Consider the following 24,058-nt stretch of genomic DNA (forward strand, 5'->3'; position numbering starts at 1 on the left):
TCAGCCCTGGAGGCCGGCCACCTTGTGCGCCAGCGCCGACTTCTTGTTGGCGGCGGCGTTCTTGTGGATGACACCCTTCGAGACAGCCTTGTCCAGCTGACGCGAGGCGGCGCGGGTCGCAGCCGTGGCCTTCTCGACGTCACCGGCGGCGACGGCCTCGTTGGCCTTGCGGATGAAGGTGCGCAGGGAGGACTTGACGGACTTGTTGCGCAGGCGCGCCTTCTCGTTCGTCTTGTTCCGCTTGATCTGGGACTTGATGTTCGCCACGAAAGAGCCTTTGCAGGTTCGATGATTCGATCTTCGGTCGTGCCCGCCGCCACAAGGGTGACGAGACACAGCTGTCCACGGTACCAGCCGCCCCTCGACCGGCCCAAACCGAGCACAGGCCCGCAGGCGTGGGACGATAGAGGCTGTTCCTTACGTATCGAACCGTCGTCGACCCGAGACGAGGCGCCGCGATTTGTCCGCGGGCCTCAAGAATCAGGACCCTGCGTGCCCGCGACTCCTCCCAACGTGCCCGAGCCGAGCCGTACCGACCCGGCGCTGATCCGCAACTTCTGCATCATCGCGCACATCGACCACGGCAAGTCGACCCTTGCCGACCGGATGCTCCAGCTGACCGGCGTGGTCGAGCAGCGGCAGATGCGTGCTCAGTACCTCGACCGCATGGACATCGAGCGCGAGCGCGGCATCACGATCAAGAGCCAGGCGGTCCGCCTGCCGTGGGCCCCCACCGAAGGCCCCGGCCAGGGCCGGGCCCACATCCTGAACATGATCGACACCCCGGGCCACGTGGACTTCACGTACGAGGTGTCGCGCTCGCTGGCCGCGTGCGAGGGCACCGTCCTTCTGGTCGACGCCGCCCAGGGCATCGAGGCGCAGACGCTGGCCAACCTGTACCTGGCCATGGAGAACGACCTCACCATCGTTCCCGTCCTCAACAAGATCGACCTGCCGGCCGCCCAGCCCGAGAAGTTCTCCGAGGAGCTCGCGAACCTCATCGGCTGCCAGCCGGAGGACGTGCTGAAGGTCTCGGCGAAGACCGGCGTCGGCGTGGACGCGCTCCTGGACCGCGTGGTCCGCGACGTGCCCGCCCCGGTCGGCGTCGCCGACGCGCCCGCCCGTGCGATGATCTTCGACTCGGTGTACGACTCCTACCGCGGCGTCGTCACCTACGTCCGTGTGGTGGACGGCCAGCTCAACAAGCGCGAGCGCATCCGCATGATGTCGACCGGCGCCACCCACGAGCTCCTTGAGATCGGCGTCTCGTCCCCCGAGATGACCCCGTCCGACGGCATCGGCGTCGGCGAGGTGGGCTACATCATCACCGGCGTGAAGGACGTCCGTCAGTCCAAGGTCGGTGACACCATCACCAGCCTGCACAACGGCGCCACCGAAGCCCTCGGCGGTTACAAGGACCCGAAGCCGATGGTCTTCTCCGGTCTGTATCCGCTGGACGGCTCGGACTACCCGGACCTGCGCGAGGCCCTCGACAAGCTCCAGCTCAACGACGCCGCCCTGGTGTACGAGCCGGAGACCTCCGCGGCGCTCGGCTTCGGCTTCCGCGTCGGCTTCCTCGGCCTGCTGCACCTGGACGTGATCCGCGAGCGCCTGGAGCGCGAGTTCGGCCTCGACCTGATCGCGACGGCGCCGAACGTGGTCTACCGGGTCGTCATGGAGGACGGCAAGGAAGTCACCGTCACCAACCCGAGCGAGTTCCCCGAGGGCAAGATCTCGGACGTGTACGAGCCGGTCGTGCGGGCCACCATCCTCGCGCCGTCGGAGTTCATCGGCTCGATCATGGAGCTGTGCCAGACCCGCCGCGGCACCCTGCTCGGCATGGACTACCTCTCCGAGGACCGGGTCGAGATCCGCTACACGCTGCCGCTCGCGGAGATCGTCTTCGACTTCTTCGACCAGCTGAAGTCCAAGACGCGCGGCTACGCCTCGCTCGACTACGAGCCCACCGGCGAGCAGGCCGCCAGCCTGGTCAAGGTCGACATCCTGCTGCACGGCGACAAGGTCGACGCCTTCTCCGCCGTCTGCCACAAGGACGCGGCCTACGCCTACGGCGTGCGCCTGGTCGCCAAGCTGCGCGAGCTCATCCCGCGCCAGGCCTTCGAGGTGCCCGTCCAGGCCGCCATCGGCTCCCGGGTCATCGCCCGCGAGACGATCCGCGCCATCCGCAAGGACGTCCTCGCCAAGTGCTACGGCGGCGACATCTCCCGTAAGCGGAAGCTGCTTGAGAAGCAGAAGGAGGGCAAGAAGCGGATGAAGATGGTGGGCTCCGTGGAGGTCCCCCAGGAGGCCTTCATCGCGGTGCTCTCCAGCGACGACTCGGGCGCCAAGAAGAAGTAGTACGCCCTCGATCAGTCCTCGATCACCGGCTCTTTGCACCACCGCCACAACGGACCCCCGCGCCTTCGCACGGGGGTCCGTTCGTTATGAAACCACTCTCCGTTGCCTCTTACGCGCCGGGCGGCGGCGCTCTACTCTGATCACGGCCCGATGGTTACTCGCCAGTTAAACAAGCGTCGGACAGCCAGAGCACCCGGAGAACCAACCAGTCGCGCAGCCTTGCCGCAGGCCAGCCCGGAGGACGTCGTGAGCGACACACAGACCTTGATCGAGAATCGGCCGCCGTCCGTGGCGGCCCTCTTCGTCCAGCGCGTGGACGCCACGCCCGACGCGGAGGCCTACCGCTACCCCGTGCCGGGTGCGGGGCAGGCCCCCGACGAGTGGAAGTCGCTCAGCTGGGCCCAGGCCGCCGAGCGGGTCTACGCCATCGCCGCGGGCCTCATCGACCTCGGGGTGCGCGGCGAGGAGCGGGTCGCGCTCGCCTCCTCGACCCGCGTCGAGTGGATCCTGGCCGACCTCGGAGTGATGTGCGCGGGCGCCGCCACGACCACGATCTACCCCTCCACCAACGCCGAGGAGTCGGCCTTCATCCTGGCCGACTCCGAGAGCCGGGTCCTGATCGCCGAGGACGCGGCCCAGCTGGCCAAGGCCCGCGAGCGCCGTGCCGAGCTGCCGAACCTGAAGCACGTCGTGGTCGTCGACCCGGCCGGCGCCGAGGCGGCCGAGGGCGACCCGGAGGGCTGGGTGCTCAGCCTCGCCGACCTGGAGGCACGCGGCGCCGCCCACCTGGAGAAGAACCCCGAGGCGGTCAAGGAGCGGATCGCGGCCATCACCGCCGACCGGCTCGCCACGCTCATCTACACGTCCGGCACCACCGGCAAGCCCAAGGGCGTGCGGCTGCCGCACGACAACTGGTCGTACATGGCCAAGGCGATCGCCGCGACCGGCCTCGTGACCGGCGAGGACGTGCAGTACCTGTGGCTGCCGCTCGCGCACGTCTTCGGCAAGGTGCTCACCTCGGGCCAGATCGAGGTCGGGCACGTGACGGCCGTCGACGGCCGCATCGACAAGATCATCGAGAATCTGCCGGTGGTCCAGCCGACCTACATGGCCGCGGTGCCCCGCATCTTCGAGAAGGTCTACAACGGCGTCGCGAGCAAGGCCCGCGAGGGCGGCGGAGCCAAGTACAAGATCTTCCAGTGGGCGGCCGGGGTGGCCCGCGAGTACGCGAAGGTCAGCCAGGACAACTTCCGCCGCACCGGCCGGCCCGGCGCCCCCTTCGCGCTCTCGGCCAAGCACAAGGTCGCCGACGCGCTCGTCTACAGCAAGATCCGCGAGGCGTTCGGCGGACGGCTGCGGGCCTGCATCTCCGGCTCGGCCGCGCTCGCCCCCGACATCGGCTTCTTCTTCTCCGGCGCCGGCATCCACATCCTGGAGGGGTACGGACTCACCGAGTCCTCGGCCGCCTCCTTCGTCAACCCGGGCGAGGCCTACCGCACGGGCACCGTCGGCAAGCCGCTGCCCGGCACCGAGGTGCGGATCGCGGACGACGGCGAGATCCTGCTGCGCGGCCCCGGCATCATGCAGGGCTACCACGGGCTGCCCGAGAAGACCGCCGAGGTCCTGGAGCCCGACGGCTGGTTCCACACCGGCGACATCGGCGAGCTGTCCGCGGACGGCTACCTGCGGATCACCGACCGCAAGAAGGACCTGATCAAGACGTCGGGCGGCAAGTACATCGCACCCGCCGAGGTCGAGGGCCAGTTCAAGGCGGTCTGCCCGTTCGTCTCCAACATCCTGGTGCACGGCGCCGACCGGAACTTCTGCACCGCGCTGATCTCCCTTGACGAGCCCACCATCCTCGGCTGGGCCAAGGAGCAGGGCATCCAGGGCTCGTACGCCGAGGTCGTGGCCTCCCCGAAGACCGTGGAGATGGTCGACGGCTACGTCCAGCGCCTCAACGAGGGCCTCCAGCGCTGGCAGACGATCAAGAAGTTCCGGCTGCTCCTGCGCGACCTCGACGTGGAGCACGGCGAGCTGACGCCCAGCCTCAAGCTGAAGCGGCCGGTCGTCGAGCGCCAGTACCGGGCTCTCATCGACGAGATGTACGCGGGCTCCCGCGAGGCCTGAGCCTGCTCAAGGAAGACTGCGGGCCCGTCTCAGGGCCCGCAGGGCGTCCTCCAGGCGGGCCATCTGGTGACGCAGCTCCGGCACCTCGGCCAGCCGGCCCCGGGCCAGCTCGTCCTCGATCGCGGAGAGGCGCGCGGAAATCTGGTCGAACTGCTTCTGCTCGCCGGCCAGCATCCGCTCCAACTGCCGGTTCTTGCGGTGCAGTTCGAGGAACACGTTGACCTTGGCACGCAGCACCCAGGGGTCGAAGGGCTTGGTCAGGAAGTCCGCCGCGCCCGTGGCGTAGCCGCGGAACGCATAGCCGTCGTCGCCGTCCGTGCCGGTCAGGAAGATGATCGGCACGTCCTTCGTCTGGTCCAGGCGCTTGATGTTGGACGCCGTCTCGAAGCCGTCCATGCCCGGCATCCGCACATCGAGCAGCACCACCGCGAACTTCCGGCGCAGCAGCGCCTTCATCGCCTCCTCGCCCGAACGCGCCCTCACCAGCGGCTCGTTGAGGGAGCCGAGGACCGCCTCCAGGGCGACCAGGTTGTCCTCCATGTCGTCGACGAGCAGGATGCTCGCCCGCTCGCCGGGTGGTGCCTCTGTGCTCATGCCAGGTCGCCTCACGCGCTCGGTGGTGCAGTCGCGGACTCCCCGGTGCCGCTCGACTGCTCCGGTACGGACGGGGTGGTGCCGGCCGGCCCGGCCTGGTTCTCCGGATCCAGGAGCGCGCAGACGACGCCGAGAAGCAGGTCCACATCCACGGGCTTGGGTACGTACTCGTTGGCGCCCTGGGCGATCGACTTCTCCCGGTCGCCGGGCATCGCCTTCGCGGTGAGCGCGACGATCGGCAGGTCCTTCCAGAGCGGGCTGCGCCGGATGGCCTCGATCGTCTCGTAGCCGTCCATCTCCGGCATCATGATGTCCATCAGGACGAGCTCGATGTCGGGGGTGCGCTCCAGCGTCTCGATGCCCTCCCGTCCGTTCTCCGCGTACAGGACCGGCATGCCGACCCGGCCGAGCACATGGGTGAGCGCGAACACGTTGCGGATGTCGTCGTCGACGATCAGCACCCTTCGCCCGGGCAGGACCTGCCCGGCACGGCCCCGCTTCCACTCCTCCAGCTTGTTGGCCGTCGGCCAGCCGTCGTCCTGGTCGGGCAGCAGGAGATGGTCGTCGGAGAGCCGGTCGGAGGTGTCGAGGGTGAGCTCGGGGCCCTGCTGCTCGGCCTCGCTGGGCACGTGTCCCGGGTAGAGGACGGGGACGTACAGGGTGAAGGTGGAGCCCTGGCCCGGCTCGCTCTCGGCGATGATGCGGCCGCCGAGCAGCCCGGCGATCTCGCGGCTGATGGACAGGCCGAGGCCGGTGCCGCCGTACTTGCGGTTGGTGGTGCCGTCGGCCTGCTGGAACGCCTCGAAGATCACCGGGAGTTTCTCGGGCGCGATGCCGATGCCGGTGTCCCGTACAGCGAAGGCGATCAGGTCGTCGGAGCCGCGCAGTACCCCGTTCTCCGGGTCCTTGATGCGGCTGACGTGCAGCTCGACGCGGCCCGACGAGGTGAACTTGATCGCGTTGGACAGCAGGTTGCGCAGGATCTGCTGGAGGCGCTGCTCGTCGGAGTACATCTCGCGCGGCACGTCCTCGCCCACCGCCACGTCGAAGGCGAGGCCGCGGTCGAGGGTGATGGGGCGGAAGGTGGCGTGGACGTAGTCCAGGACCTTGATGAGCGGGAGCTTCTTGGGCCGTACGTCCATGCGGCCCGCCTCGATCTTCGACAGGTCCAGGATGTCGTTGATCAGCTGGAGGAGGTCGGAGCCCGAGCGGTGGATGGTGGTGGCGAACTGCACTTCCTGGTCGGACAGATGGGCGTCCGGGTTGTCGGAGAGCAGCCGGGCGAGGATCAGCAGCGAGTTGAGCGGGGTGCGCAGCTCGTGCGACATGTTCGCCAGGAACTCGGACTTGTACTGGGAGCTGGTCGCCAACAGGGCGGCCTTCTCCTCCAGTTCGGCATTCGAGCGCTGCAACTCGGCCTGTTGGCGCTGGAGTTCGTCCGAGCGCTCCTGGAGCTGGACGGCGAGCCGCTGGGACTCGCTCAGCAGGGACTCGGTGCGGGAGTTGGCGATGATGGTGTTGATCGCGACGCCGATGGTGTTCACGAACTGGTCGAAGAAGGCCAGGTGGACGTCGGAGAAGCGGGAGAAGGAGGCCAGCTCGATCACGCCGAGCAGCTTGTCCTCGAAGAGGATCGGGATGATGACGACGCTGGCGGGCGACGCCTCGCCGAGCCCCGAATTGATCTTGATGTAGTCCGGCGGGGCCTCCTCCAGGAGGATCCGCTTCTTCTCCAGGGCCGCCTGCCGGACCAGACCGTGCCCCGGCATGCCGGTCGTGTCCACCGTCGCGCCCTGCGCCGAGCCGTACCCGGCGATGAAGGCGAGCCCCTTGGTGGCGCTGGTGGTGCGGGCCGGGGTGCCGTCGCCGTCCGGGTCCGCCAGGAAGAACGCGCCGTACTGCGCGTTCACCAGCGGGGTCAGCTCGCGCAGGATCAGGTCGGCGACCTCCATCAGGTCCCGGTGGCCCTGCATCAGCCCGGCCAGACGGGCCAGGTTGGACTCCAGCCAGTCCTTGGCGCGGGTCGTCTCGCGCAGGTTGGACACCATCAGGTTGATGTTGTCCTTCAGCTCGGAGACCTCGCCCCGGGTCTCCACGGTGATCGAGCGGGACATGTCGCCCTGGGCGACGGCCGAGGCCACCTCGGCGATCGCCCGGACCTGGGTGGTGAGGTTGAGGGCGAGCTCGTTGACGTTGGTCGTCAGGCGCTTCCACGTCCCGTACACGCCCTCGACCCTCGCCTGGCCGCCGAGCTGCCCCTCGGAGCCCACCTCGCGGGCCACCCGGGTGACCTCCGAGGAGAACGAGGACAGCGTGTCCACCATCGTGTTGATGGTGGTCTTCAGCTCCAGGATCTCGCCGCGCGCGTCCACGTCGATCTTCTTCGACAGGTCGCCCTGGGCCACCGCCGTGGCGACCTGTGCGATGTTGCGCACCTGCGAAGTGAGGTTGTCCGCCATGTAGTTGACGTTGTCGGTGAGGTCCTTCCACACGCCCGACACGCCGAGCACCTGGGCTCGCCCGCCGAGCCGGCCGTCCGTGCCGACCTCGCGGGCCACGCGGGTGACCTCGTCGGCGAAGGCGCGCAGCTGCTCCACCATCGTGTTGACGGTGTCCTTCAGCTCCAGGATCTCGCCCCGGGCATCCACGGTGATCTTCTTCGACAGGTCGCCGTTGGCGACGGCGGTGGTGACCTGAGCGATGTTGCGTACCTGGGACGTCAGGTTGGAGGCCATGAAGTTGACGTTGTCGGTGAGGTCCTTCCAGACGCCGGACACGCCCCGCACCTGGGCCTGACCGCCGAGGTTGCCTTCCGTGCCGACCTCGCGGGCCACGCGGGTGACCTCGTCGGCGAAGGCGGAGAGCTGGTCGACCATGGTGTTGATCGTCGACTTGAGCTCCAGGATCTCGCCCTTCGCCTCCACCGTGATCTTCTTGCCGAGGTCGCCCTGGGCGACGGCGGTCGACACGAGGGCGATGTTGCGGACCTGAGAGGTCAGGTTGTCCGCCATGAAGTTGACGTTCTCGGTGAGGTCCTTCCAGACCCCGGAGACCCCGCGCACCTGGGCGCGCCCGCCGAGGTTGCCTTCGGTGCCGACCTCGCGGGCCACGCGGGTGACCTCGTCGGCGAAGGCGGAGAGCTGGTCGACCATGGTGTTGATCGTCGACTTGAGCTCCAGGATCTCGCCCTGCGCGTCGACGGTGATCTTCTGGGACAGGTCGCCGTTGGCGACGGCGGTGGTGACCTGGGCGATGTTGCGTACCTGGGACGTCAGGTTGGAGGCCATGAAGTTGACGTTGTCGGTGAGGTCCTTCCAGACGCCGGACACGCCCCGCACCTGCGCCCGGCCGCCCAGCTGCCCCTCGGTGCCGACCTCGCGGGCCACGCGGGTGACCTCGTCGGCGAAGGCGGAGAGCTGGTCCACCATCGTGTTCACGGTCAGCTTCAGTTCGAGCAGCTCGCCGGTCGCCTCGACCGTGACCGTACGGGTCAGATCGCCGCGGGCCACCGCCGTGGTCACCGCCGCGATGTCGCGGACCTGCGCGGTGAGGCGCGAGGCCATGGTGTTCACGGCTTCGGTGACATCGCGCCAGCTCCCGCTCAGGCCCTGCACCTTGGCGCGCCCGCCGAGCCGCCCCTCGGTGCCCACCTCCCGCGCGACCCGCGTCACCTCGCCGGTGAACAGCGACAGCTGGTCGACCATCTTGTTGACCGCCCGGCCGAGCCGGCGCAGATCGCCGCGCAGCTGCCGGTTGCCGTCGTGCAGATCGACCCGCTGGGTCAGATCACCGCCCGCCACCGCGTCCAGGACCCGCGTCGCGTTCGCCGCCGGCACCACCAGGGCGTCGATCAGCGTGTTCGCATGGCCGATACCGGCCGTCCAGGCGCCCTGCCCGGGGCTGGCCGCGAGCCGCTCGTCGAGGCGCCCGTGCCGGACCACCTCGCGGCGCACCCGCATCAGCTCGTCGGTGAAATGCTGGTTGCGTACGGCCACTTGGTTGAAGAGCCCGACCAGTTCGGCCGGCACTCCGTCGTGGACTTCCTGGAGTCGCACCCGGAAGTCGCCGTCACGCAGGGCCGTCATCGCCGCGATCAGGGGACGGAGCTCCGAGGCGCGGACCCAGCCGCCCTCGTCCGGTGGCATACCACTGTCTTTGTTCATGCAGGCCCACTTCGGTGACTCGGTGCTTATGGGCCCGCTCAGTCTGTCACTCTGTCGGTGTCGTGAGCGGCGCATTCGCGAGAACCGGTCAGGAGCCGCACCGTGGGACCCTTACCAGCGCAGCGAGGGAGCATGAACCGGCCGTATCCTCCGACTTCCTACGACCCCGCCGAGGGCGGACAGGTGCGGTCCGCCGCGGCGAAGCCCGGTGCCTGCCCGACCTCCCGCACCAGCCTGCCCGGCAATCCGCTCGCCCCCGGGGCCGCCCGGCGGTTCATACGGGCCGCGCTTGCCGACTGGGCCGGGCTCGGCCCGCCGGTATCGGGTCAACTACCCGAATTTTCGGAGCAGTTCACATACGACGCGGCCATCCTCGTCAATGAGCTGGTCACCAATGCGGTCGTGCACGCGGGCACCACCGTCGACGTGCTGTGCCGCCTGGAGTGCGGGGACGGCCAGGAACCGGCCGCCCTCGTCATCGAGGTCTCCGACCGCCATCCCTCCCGTGCGGTACGCAGCGAACCGCACCGGGCCCGGGACGAGCACGCGGCATGCGAGTACGGACGCGGCCTCCATGTCGTCGCCGCCCTCGCCGAATGCTGGGGCATCACCTACCGCAGCGGGCTGAAGACCGTCTGGGCCCGCCTCGCCGCGGACGCCGGCGAGCCGGCCGGGCAACCCGACAGCCACCGGGACGAGCTCCTCCAACGCGGCCTGCGCGCCGCCGAGATCCTCGCCCCGGCCCCGCACCGCACGCCGCGCCGGCACGACCGCGACTGGGTCAACCGGGGTGCCCTCTCCTTCCTCGCCGAGGCCTCCGACCTCCTGGCCGGACAGTTCGACGAGGACATGATCGCGGCCCTGGCCGGCCAGCTCCTGGTGCCCCGGCTCGCCGACTGGTGCGCGATCTGGCTCGACGAGGACGCGGGCGGCCCGCTCACCGCGCCCCGCCTGGCCAGGGTCTGGCACGCCAAGGAAGCCGCCATGGAGCCACTGCGGGCCGCCGTCGAGAAGGAGCCGCCCCGGCTGCCCGCCTCCGCCCGCGGCGGCCCGGTGCCGATGCCCTGGCCCCGGACGCCCGAGCTCGGCGCGGACGGCGCGGCGCTCGCGTACCGCCTGGTCGCGGGCGGCAGCGACGTGGGCGTGCTGCTGCTCGGCCGGGCCGGCCTGTCGCGCATCCCCGACGAGGTCACCGGCCTCATCGAGGACTTCCTGCGCCGGGTGGCCCTCGCGATCGGTGCGGCCCGCCAGTACACCCGGCAGGCCACCATCAGCAGGGTGCTCCAGCGCGGCCTGCTGCCCACCCGGGTCGCCGAGATCCCGGGCATCGACAGCGCCTTCGTCTACGAGCCGAGCAACGAGGCGCTGGCCGGCGGCGACTTCTACGACGTCTTCCCCGGCGCCGACGGACGCTGGTGCTTCGCACTCGGCGACGTCCAGGGCAGCGGCCCCGAAGCCGCCGTGGTCACCGGCCTAGCCCGGCCCTGGCTGCGGCTGCTCGCCCGCGAGGGGTACGCGGTGCACGAGGTCCTGGACCGGCTCAACCAGCTGCTCGTCGACGACGCCACCGAGGCGGCCGAGGCGGCGGTCCGCCTCGCGACGGCCGAGCACGTGGGGGAGGCCGAGGGACCGCAGGCCCGCTTCCTCTCCCTGCTGTACGGAGAGCTGGTGCCGGACGCCCGGGGAGTGCGCTGCACCCTGGCCAGCGCCGGACACCCGCTGCCCCTGCTCCTTCGGCCCGACGGCTCGGTCCGGGCGGCCGCCGTCCCGCAGGTCCTGCTCGGCGTGGTCGAGGGCGCCCGCTACGAGAGCGAGAGCCTGCGCCTGACCTCGGGCGACACCCTGCTGTGCGTGACGGACGGGGTGACCGAGCGCCGCTCCGGCCCGCGCATGTTCGACGACGCCGACGGGCTCGCCACGGAACTGTCCGGCTGCGTCGGCCTGACCGCGTCCGGGGTGGCCGGCCGGATCAAGCAGGCGGTGTACGACTTCGGCGAGGCCCCGCCCGCGGACGATCTGGCACTCCTCGTCCTCCGGGCGGACTGACCCGGCCCGCACGCCGGGCCGGTCCCCAGTAGTGGGGCGTTCGGGCTGCCCCTGGCGGGGTGCCCGTGCGGGCATGGCTCCGGGGCGGTCAAGGGAACGGCGGGGGTGGCGGACAATGGGGGCATGCCTTCCGTACTGCCCGATGGTGAGCCCATGCCCGAGGACGGGTCGCTGCCCCGCCATGCCCTGGAAGGCGCCGGGGAGCGTCCGCTCGGCTTCTACCTGCACGTTCCGTACTGCGCGACACGCTGCGGCTACTGCGATTTCAACACGTACACGGCGAGCGAGCTGGTGGGCAAGGGCGGCGTCCTCGCCTCCCGCGACAACTACGCGGACATGGTCGTCGAGGAGATCCGCCTGGCCCGGAAGGTGCTTGGCGAGGACCCCCGCCCGGTGCGGACGGTGTTCGTGGGCGGCGGCACGCCCACGCTGCTCGCGGCGGCCGATCTGGTACGCATGCTGGCGGCGGTACGGGACGAGTTCGGCCTGGCCGAGGACGCGGAGGTCACGACCGAGGCGAACCCGGAGTCGGTGAACCCGGCGTATCTCGCGGAGCTGCGGGCGGGCGGCTTCAACCGGATCTCCTTCGGCATGCAGAGCGCCCGGCAGCACGTTCTGAAGGTCCTCGACCGTACGCACACGCCGGGCCGGCCCGAGGCATGCGTCGCGGAGGCCCGCGCGGCGGGCTTCGACCACGTCAACCTGGACCTGATCTACGGCACCCCGGGCGAGAGCGACGAGGACTGGCGGGCCTCGCTCGACGCGGCCGTCGGCGCGGGCCCGGACCACGTCAGCGCGTACGCCCTGATCGTGGAGGAGGGCACCCAGCTCGCCCGCCGCATCCGGCGCGGCGAGGTGCCGATGACTGACGACGACGAGCACGCGGACCGGTACCTGATCGCGGACGAGGTCCTCGGCGCGGCGGGCTACTCCTGGTACGAGGTCTCGAACTGGGCCACGACGCCCGCCGGGCGCTGCCTGCACAACGAGCTGTACTGGCGCGGGGCGGACTGGTGGGGGGCGGGTCCCGGCGCGCACAGCCACGTGGGCGGGGTGCGGTGGTGGAACGTGAAGCACCCGGGCGCGTACGCGGCGGCCCTGGCCTCGGGCCGCTCCCCCGGCGCGGGGCGGGAGGTGTTGGCCCCGGAGGACCGCAGGGTGGAGCGGATCCTCCTGGAACTCCGCCTGCGCGAGGGCTGCCCCTTGACCCTGCTGCACCCGGCGGGCCTGGCGGCGGCGCGCCGCGCGGCGGAGGAGGGGCTGCTGGACGCGGCGTCCTTCGCGGCGGGGCGGGCGGTTTTGACCTTGCGCGGTCGGCTGCTGGCGGATGCGGTGGTCCGGGACTTGGTGGACTGAGCGGGGCGGGGCTGCTTGCGCAGTTCCCCGCGCCCCTAACCCCTTTTCGGCCTCGGGCCGTGGGTGGCTGGTCGCGCAGTTCCCCGCGCCCCTAAAACCCGCCTTCGGCCGCGGGCCGTGCCGGGTTGCTCGCGCAGTTCCCCGCGCCCCTGGCAGGGTCGGTGCTGGCCCGCACCGGAGCCCCGTGGCACCCCGCCCGGCCCCAGCACCCAGCCCCCCCGGAGGGCTACGGCGCAGTCACGAAGTCGATCAAGTGCTCCACCGAACCCAGCAGCGACGGATCCAGGTCCTTGTACGACCGCACCCCCGAAAGGATCCGCTGCCAGGCCGCCCCCGTGTTCTCGGGCCACCCCAGCGCCCGACAGACCCCCGTCTTCCAGTCCTGCCCCCGCGGCACGACCGGCCACCCCGCAATCCCCACGGACGCCGGCTTCACCGCCTCCCACACGTCGATGTACGGGTGACCGACGACCAGCACATCGGGATGCGTCACGGACGCCGCGATGCGGGACTCCTTCGAGCCCGGGACCAGGTGGTCCACCAGAACCCCCAGCCGCGCATCCGGCCCGGGCGCGAACTCGGCCACGATCGCCGGAAGGTCGTCGATGCCCTCCAGGTACTCGACGACCACGCCCTCGATCCGGAGGTCGTCCCCCCACACCCGCTCCACGAGCTCGGCGTCGTGGCGCCCCTCGACATAGATCCGCCCCGCCCGCGCGACCCGGGCCCGCGCCCCCGGCACGGCCAGCGATCCGGAGGCCGTACGGGCGGGCCCTGCGGGGGCGGACGCGGAGGGGCGTACGAGCGTGACGACCTTGCCCTCCAGGAGGAAGCCGCGGGGTGCGAGCGGGAAGACGCGGTGCTTGCCGAAGCGGTCCTCCAGGGTGACCGTCGGCCCCTCGGCGGTCTTCTCGCAGCGGATCACGGCTCCGCAGAATCCCGTGGAGACCTCCTCGACGACGAGGTCGACCTCGGCAGGCACCTCGGGAACGGGCGCCTGCTTCTTCTTCCAGGGCGGCGTGAGATCAGGGCTGTAGCTACGCATGGGCCCCATTATTCGGGGCTGCGGCCGGGGGGCCGGGGGTCGGCCCCCCGGGAGATGCAGCCAGGGCGGCGTGAGATCGGGGCTGTAGCCGCGCATCGGCCCCATTGTCCGGGGGTGGCCGGGACGGACCGGCGCCGGGGTTACAACACGCCGAACCGCGCCGCGAGTTGGTCCCGCTGACCCCGTACGAAGGCCGCGTCCACCACCGCCCCGTGCCCCGGCACGTACACCGCGTCCTCGCCGCCCAGCGAGAGCAGCCGGTCCAGGGCGGTCGGCCAGCGCGAGGTCACCGCGTCGGAGCCCGCCTGGGGCTCGCCCGACTCCTCGACCAGGTCGCCGCAGAAGACGATCTCCGGCGAGCCGCCGGTCGCCGGGACCAGGACCGCGAGGTCGTGGCCGCTGTGACCGGGGCCGACATTGGCGAGCAGCACCTGACGGCCGCCCAGGTCCAGCGTCCACTCGCCGCACACCGCGTGGTGCGGAAGCACCAGCAGGTCGGCCGCCTCGGCCGCGTCCTCGGTGGACACGCCCTGGCGGGCCGCGTCGTCACGCAGCGCCTCGCGCACCAGCGCCCGCTCGATGCCGACCGCCCCGTACACCTCGGCCCCGGAGAACGCGGCCGTGCCCAGGACGTGGTCGAAGTGGGGGTGGCTGAGCGCGATATGGGTCACACGGCGGCCGAAGAGGGCCTCGGCCTGCGCCCGGAGTTCGGCGCCCTCGCGCAGCGTCGCACCGGTGTCGTACAAGAGGAGCGAGGTCTCCCCGGCGATCAGTGCGGCCGTGGCGTCCCAGACGGGCAGGCGCCTGCGCCCGACTCCGTCGCCGAGGCGCTCCCAGCCGAACTCTTCCCAACTGACGTCCATGACGCGACGCTATCCGCAATCGACCGGCGACGCCGCACGGTAGCGTGGTCGGCCGCCCTTGCTAGGGGCGTACCGGTCGGCCGTACACTGGCCGGGGGATTGCTGGCACTCGAACACAGTGAGTGCCAAACGGACGGCAACTGGAGGTGTGCGCGATGCTCAGTGAACGCAGGCTCGAGGTGCTGCGCGCCATCGTCCAGGACTATGTCGGCACCGAGGAACCGGTGGGGTCCAAGGCCCTCACCGAGCGGCACGCCCTCGGCGTGTCCCCGGCGACCGTGCGCAACGACATGGCCGTACTGGAGGAGGAGGGCTTCATCGCCCAGCCCCACACCAGCGCCGGCCGGATCCCGACCGACAAGGGCTACCGGCTCTTCGTCGACCGGCTGGCGGGCGTCAAGCCCCTGTCGTCGCCGGAGCGCCGCGCGATCCAGAACTTCCTGGACAGCGCGGTGGACCTGGACGACGTCGTGGCCCGTACGGTGCGGCTGCTCGCGCAGCTGACCCGGCAGGTGGCGGTCGTCCAGTACCCGTCGCTGACCCGGTCCACGGTGCGGCATGTGGAGCTTCTCTCACTCGCCGCGGCCCGGCTGATGCTGGTGCTGATCACCGACACCGGCCGCGTCGAGCAGCGCATGGTCGACTGCCCGGCGCCGTTCGGCGAGGCCGCGCTCGCGGACCTGCGGGCCCGGCTCAACGCACGGGTGGTGGGACGCCGCTTCGCGGACGTGCCGCAGCTGGTGCAGGACCTGCCGGAGTCCTTTGAACCGGAGGACCGAGGAACCGTTTCGACGGTCCTCGCCACCCTCCTCGAAACCCTGGTCGAAGAGACCGAGGAGCGGTTGATGATCGGCGGCACCGCCAATCTCACCCGCTTCGGACACGACTTCCCGCTGACCATCAGGCCGGTGCTGGAGGCGCTGGAGGAGCAGGTCGTGCTCCTCAAGCTGCTCGGCGAGGCCAAGGAATCGGGCATGACCGTACGCATCGGGCACGAGAACAACGCCCACGAAGGACTGAACTCCACGTCCGTCGTATCGGTCGGCTACGGTTCCGGCGGCGAGGCGGTCGCCAAACTCGGCGTGGTCGGACCGACCCGCATGGATTACCCCGGAACGATGGGAGCGGTACGCGCAGTGGCACGTTACGTCGGACAGATCCTGGCGGAGTCGTAAGTGGCCACGGACTACTACGCCGTACTCGGCGTGCGCCGCGACGCATCACAGGACGAGATCAAGAAGGCGTTCCGGCGCCTCGCACGTGAACTCCACCCGGATGTGAATCCGGACCCGAAGACGCAGGAGCGCTTCAAGGAGATCAACGCCGCGTACGAGGTGTTGTCGGACCCGCAGAAGAAGCAGGTGTACGACCTCGGCGGGGACCCGCTGTCGTCGTCGGGCGGCGGCGGTGCCGGCGGCTTCGGCGCGGGTGGCTTCGGCAATTTCTCGGACATCATGGACGCCTTCTTCGGCACGGCATCGCAGCGCGGCCCGCGCTCGCGGACCCGCCGCGGCCAGGACGCCATGATCCGCCTGGAGATCGACCTCAACGAGGCGGCCTTCGGCACCACCAAGGAGATCCAGGTCGACACCGCGGTGGTGTGTACGACCTGTTCGGGCGAGGGAGCCGCCCCCGGCACCTCCGCGCAGACCTGTGACATGTGCCGCGGCCGCGGCGAGGTGTCCCAGGTCACCCGGTCCTTCCTGGGCCAGGTCATGACCTCGCGGCCCTGCCCCCAGTGCCAGGGCTTCGGCACCGTGGTCCCGACCCCGTGCCCCGAGTGCGCGGGCGACGGGCGCATCCGTTCGCGGCGCACCCTCACGGTGAAGATCCCGGCCGGTGTCGACAACGGCACCCGGATCCAGCTCGCGGGGGAGGGCGAGGTCGGCCCCGGCGGCGGCCCCGCCGGCGACCTGTACGTGGAGATCCACGAGCTTCCGCACGACGTGTTCCAGCGCCGCGGCGACGATCTGCACTGCACGGTCACCATCCCCATGACGGCGGCGGCGCTCGGCACGAAGGTGCCGCTGCAGACGCTGGACGGCATGGAGGAGGTGGACATCCGCCCGGGCACCCAGTCCGGCCAGTCCATCCCGCTGCACGGCCGCGGCATCACGCACCTGCGGGGCGGCGGGCGCGGTGACCTCATCGTGCACGTCGAGGTCATGACCCCGGGCAAGCTGGACCCCGCGCAGGAGGACCTCCTGCGTCAGCTGGCCAAGCTCCGCGGCGAGGAACGCCCCACGGGCCAGTTCCAGCCGGGGCAGCAGGGGCTGTTCTCCCGCCTGAAGGACGCGTTCAACGGGCGTTGAGCCGTGGGAGGGGGCTACGGGGTGCATCCCCGTGGCCCCCTTTCCTTTTTTGGGGCTGCGCCCCAAACCCCCGAGACCTTCGGTCTGCAGACCGTGCTCCGGTTGTGCCCACCCCGAGCAAGGGGGGCTGGGGTTACTCACCCCGGGAGGGACAGGCGATTCGGTGCGAGAGCAACGCCGTGGCACGATGCGGGCATGGCTTTGACCGATCTCTGCCGGTATCCGATCGTGCAGGCGCCCATGGCGGGCGGCGCCTCCGGTCCGGCGCTGGCCGCGGCCGTCTCCGAGGCCGGAGGGCTCGGATTCCTGGCCGCCGGGTACAAGACCGCCGACGGCATGTACCAGGAGATCAAGCAGATGCGCGGGCTGACGAACCAGCCCTTCGGAGTCAACCTGTTCATGCCGCAGGACCCGCACACCGATCCCGCCGCCCTTGAGGTCTACCGCCACCAACTGGCCGGCGAGGCCTCCTGGTACGAGACCCCGCTGGGCGACGCCGACACCGGGGGCGACGACAACTACGAGGCCAAGCTGGCGATCCTGCGCGAGGACCCGGTGCCGGTGGTCTCGTTCACCTTCGGCTGCCCCGAGCGCCCGGTGTTCGACGCGTTCGCGAAGGCCGGTACGTACACGATCGTCACCGTGACCACCCCGCAGGAGGCGCAGGCCGCGCAGTGGGAGGGTGCGGACGCGGTGTGTGTGCAGGGCATCGAGGCGGGCGGTCACCAGGGCACGTACCGGGACGATCCGCAGGTCGGCGGGGCCGGTATCGGGCTGCTCACGCTGATCGGGCTCGTCCGGGAGACGGTCCAGCTGCCGATCGTGGCGGCGGGCGGCCTGATGCGGGGCGCGCAGATCGCGGCGGTGCTGGCGGCGGGCGCGGACGCGGCGCAGCTGGGCACGGCGTTCCTGGCGTGCCCGGAGTCGGGTGCGAACGTGCTGCACAAGCAGGCGCTGACCAACCCCCTTTTCGTCCGTACGGAGTTGACGCGGGCGTTCTCCGGGCGGCCCGCGCGGGGCCTGGTGAACCGCTTCATGCGGGAGCACGGGCCGTACGCCCCCGCCGCGTATCCGCAGGTGCACCAGCTCACCGCGGGTCTGCGCAAGGCGGCGGCCGAGGCGGGCGACCCCCAGGGCATGGCGCTCTGGGCGGGCCAGGGCCACCGTCTGGCCCGGGAGCTCCCGGCGGGCAGGCTCGTCGAAGTCCTGGCCTCCGAACTCGACGACGCGGCAGCGGAGTTGACCCAGAATCTGCAGAACCTGAAGAACATGAGGAGTGCGTCATGACCGCCCCGGTCTTCGTTGTCGACAAGGTGCCGGGCGGCGGCGAGTTCGTCCTGGACGGGGCGGAGGGCCGGCACGCCGTCTCCGTCAAACGCCTGCACGCCGATGAGGAGGTGACCCTCACCGACGGCGCCGGTAACTGGGCGGACGCGGTGGTCGTCGCGGCCGAGGGCAAGGACCGCCTGGTCGTACGGGTCACGGCGCACGCCACCGAGGACGAGCCGGCGGTACGGATCACCGTGGTGCAGGCGCTGCCCAAGGGCGACCGGGGCGAGGTCGCGGTGGAGACGATGACGGAGACCGGCGTCGACGCGATCGTGCCCTGGCAGGCCGGGCGCTGCATCACGCAGTGGAAGGGCGAGCGCGGCCTCAAGTCCCTTGCGAAATGGCGCAGTACGGCGCGGGAGGCGGGGAAGCAGTCCCGCCGGGTGCGCTTTCCGGACGTACGGGAGGCGATGACGACGAAGCAGGTCGCGGCGCTCCTTGCGCAGGCGGACCTGGCGATGGTCCTGCACGAGGACCGCGCTCTGGGCTCGGCCGCCCTGTCCACGGCGGACCTCCCCGACCGGGGTGAGATCGTCCTGGTGGTCGGCCCGGAGGGCGGCGTCTCCCCGGAGGAACTGGCCACGTTCGCCGCGGCGGGCGCGAAGCCGTACCGCCTGGGGAGGAGTGTGCTGCGTACGTCGACGGCGGGGACGGTGGGGGCGGCGGTGCTGATGGCGAGGACTGGGCGCTGGTCCTGACGCTCCTTCAGCCCCTTGGGGGTGAGCAGAGCGAGGCCGGCGTTTCGCCCCGGACCCTGGCCCCTCCCCACCCCTTCCCGAAACCCGCCGGGGGTGAGTGGGTTCGGTTGCGGACCGATGGGGGTCCCCCCTGCTCGATCGAAGTTGAGAGCTCGGGGGAGGTTGCTCGCGCAGTTCCCCGCGTCCCTGAGCCCCTTTCGGCCTAGGCGCCCCCAGGGCCAACCCTGCCAGGGAAGGGGCGGGGAGGGGCCACCGGGGTCCGGGGCGAAAGCCCCGTGCCCGCCGGGCGGCAGCCGGGTCGCGGCCGGGGCGCGCCCGAAACGCGACGGGATGGCCGCAAGGGGGCTACCGCGTCCGATGCCGCGGTGGCACCCTGGCGCTCATGGGGGCCAAGAGGTCGCACCGCCGAGCACCGCACACCGCCCGCCGCAGGGCCTACCGAACCCTGCCCGCCGTGGCCGTCGCCGCGCTGGCCATCGGCGGGGCGGCGGCCTGCGACCCCGTCGGCGGGCTCAACTCCGCCGCGGTCGCGGTCACCACGGACCAGACGGCGACCGCCGCGCTGCAGCACCAGCACGTCGACATCAAGTGGCTCACCTGCACCGCCAACCTCAAGGGCGGCCCCAGCGCGACCCCTTCGGCCGGCAGCACCACCCGGCAGGTCGCCGACGTGAACTGCCAGGGCGAGACCAAGGACGGCAAGCCGATCACGGTCAGGGGAACGGTCACTCAGGAGGTCGAGGGCCGCTGCGTGAAGGGCGACCTGACCGCCAAGGTCGCCGACAAGACCGTCTTCCGTGCCAGCGTGCTCGGCAACTGCAACGCCCCCGCCCCGACGACGGGCCCCGCCACGCCCGCCCCCGGCGGCCGCCCCACGGTCACGGTGACCGTCACCGTCACGGAGTCGGAGTCCTTCCGGGGCAAGTAGCGGGCAAGTGGGCGTAGGGCACAGCGCACAGCGCACGAGTCGAGCCCCCTCCATGGGCCGGAACGCCAGAACGCGTTGAGTAGCATGCGGTTACCTGATCAACGCGACCAAGGAGGACCGGACCGTGGCCGGAGAGCCGCAGGCCGACTGCCTGTTCTGCAAAATCGTCTCGGGTGATGTCCCGGCGACCGTCGTGCGGGAGACCGAGACGACCGTCGCCTTCCGCGACATCAACCCCCAGGCGCCCACTCACGTCCTGGTCATCCCGAAGGTCCACCACCCCGACGCCGCAGCCCTCGCCGCCGCCGAACCGGCGATCCTCGCGGACGTGGTGCGCGAGGCCGGGGAGGTCGCCCGCGAGGAGAAGGTCGACGGCACCGGCTACCGGGTCGTCTTCAACACCGGCAGCGGCGCCGGCCAGACCGTCTTCCACGCGCACGCGCACGTGCTGGGCGGCCGCGGCCTCCAGTGGCCGCCCGGATAACCACCCCGCACAGCCCGCACAGCAAGGCAACTCACCGTGTCCGTACGTGAATTGGTGGTGCTCGGCACCGCCAGCCAGGTCCCCACCCGGCACCGCAACCACAACGGCTATCTGCTGCGCTGGGACGGCGAGGGCATCCTCTTCGACCCCGGCGAGGGCACCCAGCGGCAGATGCTGCGGGCCGGGGTCGCCGCCCACGACATCAACCGGATCTGCGTCACGCACTTCCACGGTGACCACTCGCTGGGCCTGGCCGGGGTGATCCAGCGGATCAACCTCGACCGGGTCCCGCACCCGGTCGCCGCGCACTACCCGCTCAGCGGCGAGCACTTCTTCGAGCGGCTGCGGTACGCCACCGCCTACCGCGAATCCGTGCAGCTGGCCCAGGAGCCGGTCGCGGGGGAGGGCGCGGTGCTGGCCGAGACGGCCTCGTACACCCTTCAGGCGCGCAGGCTGTCGCACCCCGTCGAGTCGTACGGCTACCGGATCGTCGAGCCCGACGGGCGGCGGATACTGCCGGAGCTCCTCGCCGAGCACGGCATCAAGGGCCCCGACGTGGGGCGCCTCCAGCGCGAGGGCGAGCTGAACGGTGTCACCCTCGACGACGTCAGCGAGGTCCGGCGAGGACAGCGGTTCGCGTTCGTCATGGACACCCGTCTGTGCGAGGGCGTGAGCGCGCTCGCGGACGGCTGCGACATGCTGGTCATCGAGTCCACATTCCTGGACGGTGATTTCCAACTGGCCGTGGATCACGGTCACTTGACGGCCAGTCAGGCAGCAGCCGTGGCGCGTGACGCGGGCGTACGCCACCTCGTCCTCACGCACTTCTCGCAGCGGTACTCCGACCCCGGGGAATTCGAGCGGCAGGCACGGGCCGCCGGGTACGAGGGCGAGCTGACCGTGGCCGCCGACCTGATCAGAGTCCCGGTCCCCAAACGCACCCCCTGAAGCACCACCCGCTGCCCTCCGCCGAACTCCCTGAAGCACCCCCCTGGAAAGTCCCCCCATGCCCCTCCCCATCCCCAAGGCCGAACTCCACCTCCACATCGAAGGCACCCTCGAACCCGAGCTGGCCTTCGAACTCGCCGCCCGCAACGGCATCGAGCTGCCGTACGCCGACACCGAGGAACTCCGCAAGGCGTACCTCTTCGACGACCTGCAGTCCTTCCTGAACCTGTACTACTCGCTGATGACGGTGCTGCGGACCGAGGAGGACTTCGCCTCGCTGGCCGACGCGTACCTGACCCGGGCCGCCGCGCAGGGCGTGCGCCACGCCGAGATCTTCTTCGACCCGCAGGCGCACATCTCGCGGGGCGTGCCCATCGGCACGGTGGTGGAGGGCCTGTGGCGCGCCCTGTCGGTGAGCGAGGAGCGGCACGGCATCTCCACTCGCCTCATCCTCTGCTTCCTGCGGGACGAGCCGGCCGAGTCGGCGCTGCTCACGCTGGAGGCGGCGCGGCCGTACCTGGACCGGATCACCGGCGTCGGACTCGACTCGGCGGAGGTCGGCCACCCGCCGGCCAAGTTCCGCGAGGTGTACGAGCTGGCCGCCTCGCTCGGGCTGCGCCGGGTCGCGCATGCGGGGGAGGAGGGGCCGCCGGAGTACATCACCGAGGCGCTCGACGTACTGGGCGTGGAGCGCATCGACCACGGCCTGCGCGCCCTGGAATCCCCGGACTTGGTGGCCCGCCTGGCCCGCGACCGCATCCCGCTCACCCTCTGCCCCCTCTCGAACGTACGGCTGCGCGCGATCGACACCCTGGAGGAGCACCCGCTGCCCGCGATGATGGACGCGGGGCTGCTGTGCACGGTCAACTCCGATGATCCGGCGTACTTCGGGGGGTACGTGGACGACACCTTCCACGCGGTCCACGAGGCCCTGGGCCTCGACCAGGACCGCCTGCGGGAGCTGGCGCGGAACTCGTTCGAGGCGGCGTTCCTCGACGGCGAGGAGGGGCGGCGGGCGGGGTACCTGGCCGAGGTGGAGGCGTACGACTTCGACGCGGAGTAGTGGGCGGGGGGCCACCCTGCACGCCCCCACTCCCGAGAGTCCGAACCCCTGGGGCTGCGCCCCAACCCCCGCCGCTTTTCGACCTGCGGACCGTGGAGGGTTGCTCGCGCAGTTCCCCGCGCCCCTGGCGGGGTTGGCCTTGACAGGGTGCTCATGCGGGCATACCCAGCCTGTCATGGGGGTCCCCCCTGGCTCTTGAGGCCTTGGGGGAGTTTGAGGACGAGCGCCCTTAAGGCGCGAACGGGGTCTGGGGCGGAGCCCCAGGAGTCCAGCTCAGCCCACCACACCCCGGAGGCCACGCGGCGGAGCCGCAGAGTGTCACAGCGGGAAGGGGCGGGGTGGGGAAAGGGTCAGGACGCCAGGACCTTGCGGCGGCGTCTCGCCCGGGAGCTGATCGGGATCTCCGCGACCTCCTGCTCCGGCACCCCGATCTGCGGAAGCAGCGCGGAGGACGCCCCCGCCCGGCCCGCCGCGACGGCCGCCGCCGCACCACCCCGGCGCCGGATGGAGCCCGGTACCAGCGGCCGCCCGGCCGTATGCAGCGCGACCGCCGTCATCGGCGCGGCGATCAGCAGGAGCAGCGTGCACAGCACCAGCCCCATCCCCCGGTACCCCGCGTACTCGGACAGCAGGCTGCCCGTGAGGGGGCCGCAGGCCACCCCGAGGGAGGAGGCCGAACCCGCGAGTACCGCCCAGCGGCCGCGCGGATCGAGCGAGGCGGACAGGCCGATCAGGTAGGAGAGGACGACCGGGTAGAAGACGTTCCAGAGGATCTCGCCGGACGCGAAGGACACCAGGCCCCGCGCCGACGAACTCGCCACGATGCAGCACGCGATGACCGCCGTGCCCGCCCCGATCGGCACCGCCCGCCCGAGCCGCGCGCCGAGCGCACCCGCGCCCAGCACGCCGAGCAGCCCCGCGCCGAGCCCAGCCGCGAACACCATGCCGACGGTGACCTCGGTCAGCCCGGCCTGGGTGAGGCCGATCCGCCCGCTCACCCCCCACAGCGCGTTCTGCGCGAGGGACCAGCAGAGCATGGTCGCGGCCAGGACCGTACCGGAGCGGCGGTGCGGGAGCCGTACGCCCGTCGCCTCGGTGGTCTCCACCGGCCGGCCGGGACCGTAGGCGTCCGGAAGCCGCCGCGTCGCCGGCCACACCAGCGCCGCCACCGCCGCGATCGCGGCGAGCGGGGTCGCATGCCCACCCCCGAGGTGAGGGATCGTCAGATACAGCGCGCCCGCCGTCGCGGAGACCGAGAGCAGGCCCAGCGTGGAGGTGCGGTGGGGGTCGCGCTGGGCGGCGATGCCGGCCGCGGCCACCGCCGTGGCCGTACCGGAGCCGAGGCCGCCGACCACCGCGCCGGCCACGACGAGCGGGACCAGGGTGGTCAGGGCGGCGCCGCCGTACCCCGTGATCATGAGGAGCAGGCCGAGTCCGGCGAGGCGGCGCGGGCCGTGCCGCTCCACTCTGGAAGCGAGGGTGAAACCGGCCGTCGCCGAGCTCAACAGCAGGGTGGAGCCGACCAGTCCGGCCTCTGTGGGCGAGAGCCCGAGGCCCGCCGAGAGGCGGCCGACGACGGTGGGAAGGAGGTATGCGGCGAGGTAACCGGCGGTGAAGACGGCGACCAGGGGCCAGGCGGCACGAGAGCGTGCGGACATGGGCGTTCCAAGGAACAGTGCCCGTGGGGCAGGGAGGTCAAAGAGGGGGGATGCGCCCGGTGTTGTACGGGATCGCGGGCCCA

The 24,058-nt window shown here is 71.3% G+C and carries 18 protein-coding genes; 12 read left to right on the forward strand and 6 right to left on the reverse strand.

What is annotated here, in order from left to right; translation table 11 throughout:
* Positions 1-267 carry a 30S ribosomal protein S20 gene (gene rpsT, locus ACSHXC_RS26155; RefSeq protein ID WP_053726104.1) on the reverse strand — a complete coding sequence of 89 codons (267 nt, stop codon included), beginning with the start codon at positions 265-267 and terminating at the stop codon, positions 1-3.
* A gap of 225 nt (positions 268-492) precedes the next feature.
* On the opposite strand from rpsT, the gene lepA reads away from it, so the two are divergent.
* Both lepA and ACSHXC_RS26165 read left to right on the forward strand, forming a co-directional pair.
* Complete coding sequence (gene lepA / locus ACSHXC_RS26160; protein ID WP_438293919.1) at positions 493-2,358, forward strand: translation elongation factor 4; 1,866 nt, start codon at positions 493-495, stop codon at positions 2,356-2,358.
* Positions 2,359-2,604: 246 nt separating this feature from the next.
* On the forward strand, positions 2,605-4,488 hold the full coding sequence (locus ACSHXC_RS26165; RefSeq protein WP_438293920.1) for an AMP-dependent synthetase/ligase: 1,884 nt from the start codon (positions 2,605-2,607) through the stop codon (positions 4,486-4,488).
* A 6-nt stretch (positions 4,489-4,494) separates the two neighbouring features.
* On the opposite strand, the gene ACSHXC_RS26170 is transcribed toward ACSHXC_RS26165, so the two are convergent.
* Positions 4,495-5,082 (reverse strand): response regulator, encoded by a 588-nt coding sequence (locus ACSHXC_RS26170; RefSeq protein WP_438293922.1) that lies wholly within the window; start codon positions 5,080-5,082, stop codon positions 4,495-4,497.
* An 11-nt stretch (positions 5,083-5,093) separates the two neighbouring features.
* Entirely contained in the window at positions 5,094-9,167 is a 4,074-nt protein-coding gene (locus ACSHXC_RS26175) for a HAMP domain-containing protein (RefSeq protein WP_438296830.1), read from the reverse strand.
* A 210-nt stretch (positions 9,168-9,377) separates the two neighbouring features.
* Between ACSHXC_RS26175 and ACSHXC_RS26180 the strand changes: the two genes are divergently transcribed.
* On the forward strand, positions 9,378-11,291 hold the full coding sequence (locus ACSHXC_RS26180) for a SpoIIE family protein phosphatase (protein ID WP_438293923.1): 1,914 nt from the start codon (positions 9,378-9,380) through the stop codon (positions 11,289-11,291).
* A 123-nt stretch (positions 11,292-11,414) separates the two neighbouring features.
* Complete coding sequence (hemW, locus tag ACSHXC_RS26185; protein ID WP_438293924.1) at positions 11,415-12,647, forward strand: radical SAM family heme chaperone HemW; 1,233 nt, start codon at positions 11,415-11,417, stop codon at positions 12,645-12,647.
* A gap of 226 nt (positions 12,648-12,873) precedes the next feature.
* On the opposite strand, the gene ACSHXC_RS26190 is transcribed toward hemW, so the two are convergent.
* Together ACSHXC_RS26190 and ACSHXC_RS26195 are read right to left on the reverse strand one after the other, a co-directional pair.
* Positions 12,874-13,692: a DUF3097 domain-containing protein gene (locus tag ACSHXC_RS26190; protein WP_438293926.1), complete on the reverse strand. Its 819-nt coding sequence runs from the start codon at positions 13,690-13,692 to the stop codon at positions 12,874-12,876.
* 140 nt (positions 13,693-13,832) lie between these two features.
* On the reverse strand, positions 13,833-14,555 hold the full coding sequence (locus tag ACSHXC_RS26195) for an MBL fold metallo-hydrolase (RefSeq protein WP_438293927.1): 723 nt from the start codon (positions 14,553-14,555) through the stop codon (positions 13,833-13,835).
* Positions 14,556-14,710: 155 nt separating this feature from the next.
* Here ACSHXC_RS26195 and hrcA point away from each other — a divergent pair, with 155 nt between their 5' ends.
* The 8 genes from hrcA to ACSHXC_RS26235 all read left to right on the forward strand — a co-directional run bounded on the left by hrcA (position 14,711) and on the right by ACSHXC_RS26235 (position 22,317).
* A complete protein-coding gene (gene hrcA, locus ACSHXC_RS26200; RefSeq protein ID WP_100578282.1) occupies positions 14,711-15,730 on the forward strand; it encodes a heat-inducible transcriptional repressor HrcA in 1,020 nt (339 codons plus the stop codon).
* The gene (gene dnaJ / locus ACSHXC_RS26205) at positions 15,731-16,867 is read left to right on the forward strand and encodes a molecular chaperone DnaJ (protein WP_438293928.1); all 1,137 of its coding nucleotides are present in this window, start codon (positions 15,731-15,733) and stop codon (positions 16,865-16,867) included. It begins immediately after the preceding gene.
* 195 nt (positions 16,868-17,062) lie between these two features.
* Positions 17,063-18,154, forward strand: a complete 1,092-nt coding sequence (locus tag ACSHXC_RS26210; protein ID WP_438293929.1) for a nitronate monooxygenase — start codon at positions 17,063-17,065, stop codon at positions 18,152-18,154.
* A complete protein-coding gene (locus ACSHXC_RS26215) occupies positions 18,151-18,894 on the forward strand; it encodes a 16S rRNA (uracil(1498)-N(3))-methyltransferase (protein ID WP_438293930.1) in 744 nt (247 codons plus the stop codon). Before ACSHXC_RS26210 ends, ACSHXC_RS26215 begins: the two co-directional genes overlap by 4 nt.
* Positions 18,895-19,276: 382 nt before the next feature.
* On the forward strand, positions 19,277-19,822 hold the full coding sequence (locus ACSHXC_RS26220; protein WP_438293931.1) for a hypothetical protein: 546 nt from the start codon (positions 19,277-19,279) through the stop codon (positions 19,820-19,822).
* A 124-nt stretch (positions 19,823-19,946) separates the two neighbouring features.
* Entirely contained in the window at positions 19,947-20,306 is a 360-nt protein-coding gene (locus ACSHXC_RS26225; protein ID WP_438293933.1) for a histidine triad nucleotide-binding protein, read from the forward strand.
* Positions 20,307-20,342: 36 nt separating this feature from the next.
* Positions 20,343-21,254: a ribonuclease Z gene (locus ACSHXC_RS26230; protein ID WP_438293934.1), complete on the forward strand. Its 912-nt coding sequence runs from the start codon at positions 20,343-20,345 to the stop codon at positions 21,252-21,254.
* Positions 21,255-21,312: 58 nt separating this feature from the next.
* Positions 21,313-22,317, forward strand: coding sequence for an adenosine deaminase (locus ACSHXC_RS26235; protein ID WP_438293935.1), 1,005 nt, complete (start codon positions 21,313-21,315; stop codon positions 22,315-22,317).
* 350 nt (positions 22,318-22,667) lie between these two features.
* Here the strand turns inward: ACSHXC_RS26235 and ACSHXC_RS26240 are convergent, their stop codons facing one another.
* On the reverse strand, positions 22,668-23,975 hold the full coding sequence (locus tag ACSHXC_RS26240) for an MFS transporter (RefSeq protein ID WP_438293936.1): 1,308 nt from the start codon (positions 23,973-23,975) through the stop codon (positions 22,668-22,670).
* Positions 23,976-24,058: the final 83 nt, after the last annotated feature.

The organism is Streptomyces sp. HUAS TT7 (genome assembly GCF_051550175.1).
Classification (GTDB): Bacteria; Actinomycetota; Actinomycetes; order Streptomycetales; family Streptomycetaceae; genus Streptomyces.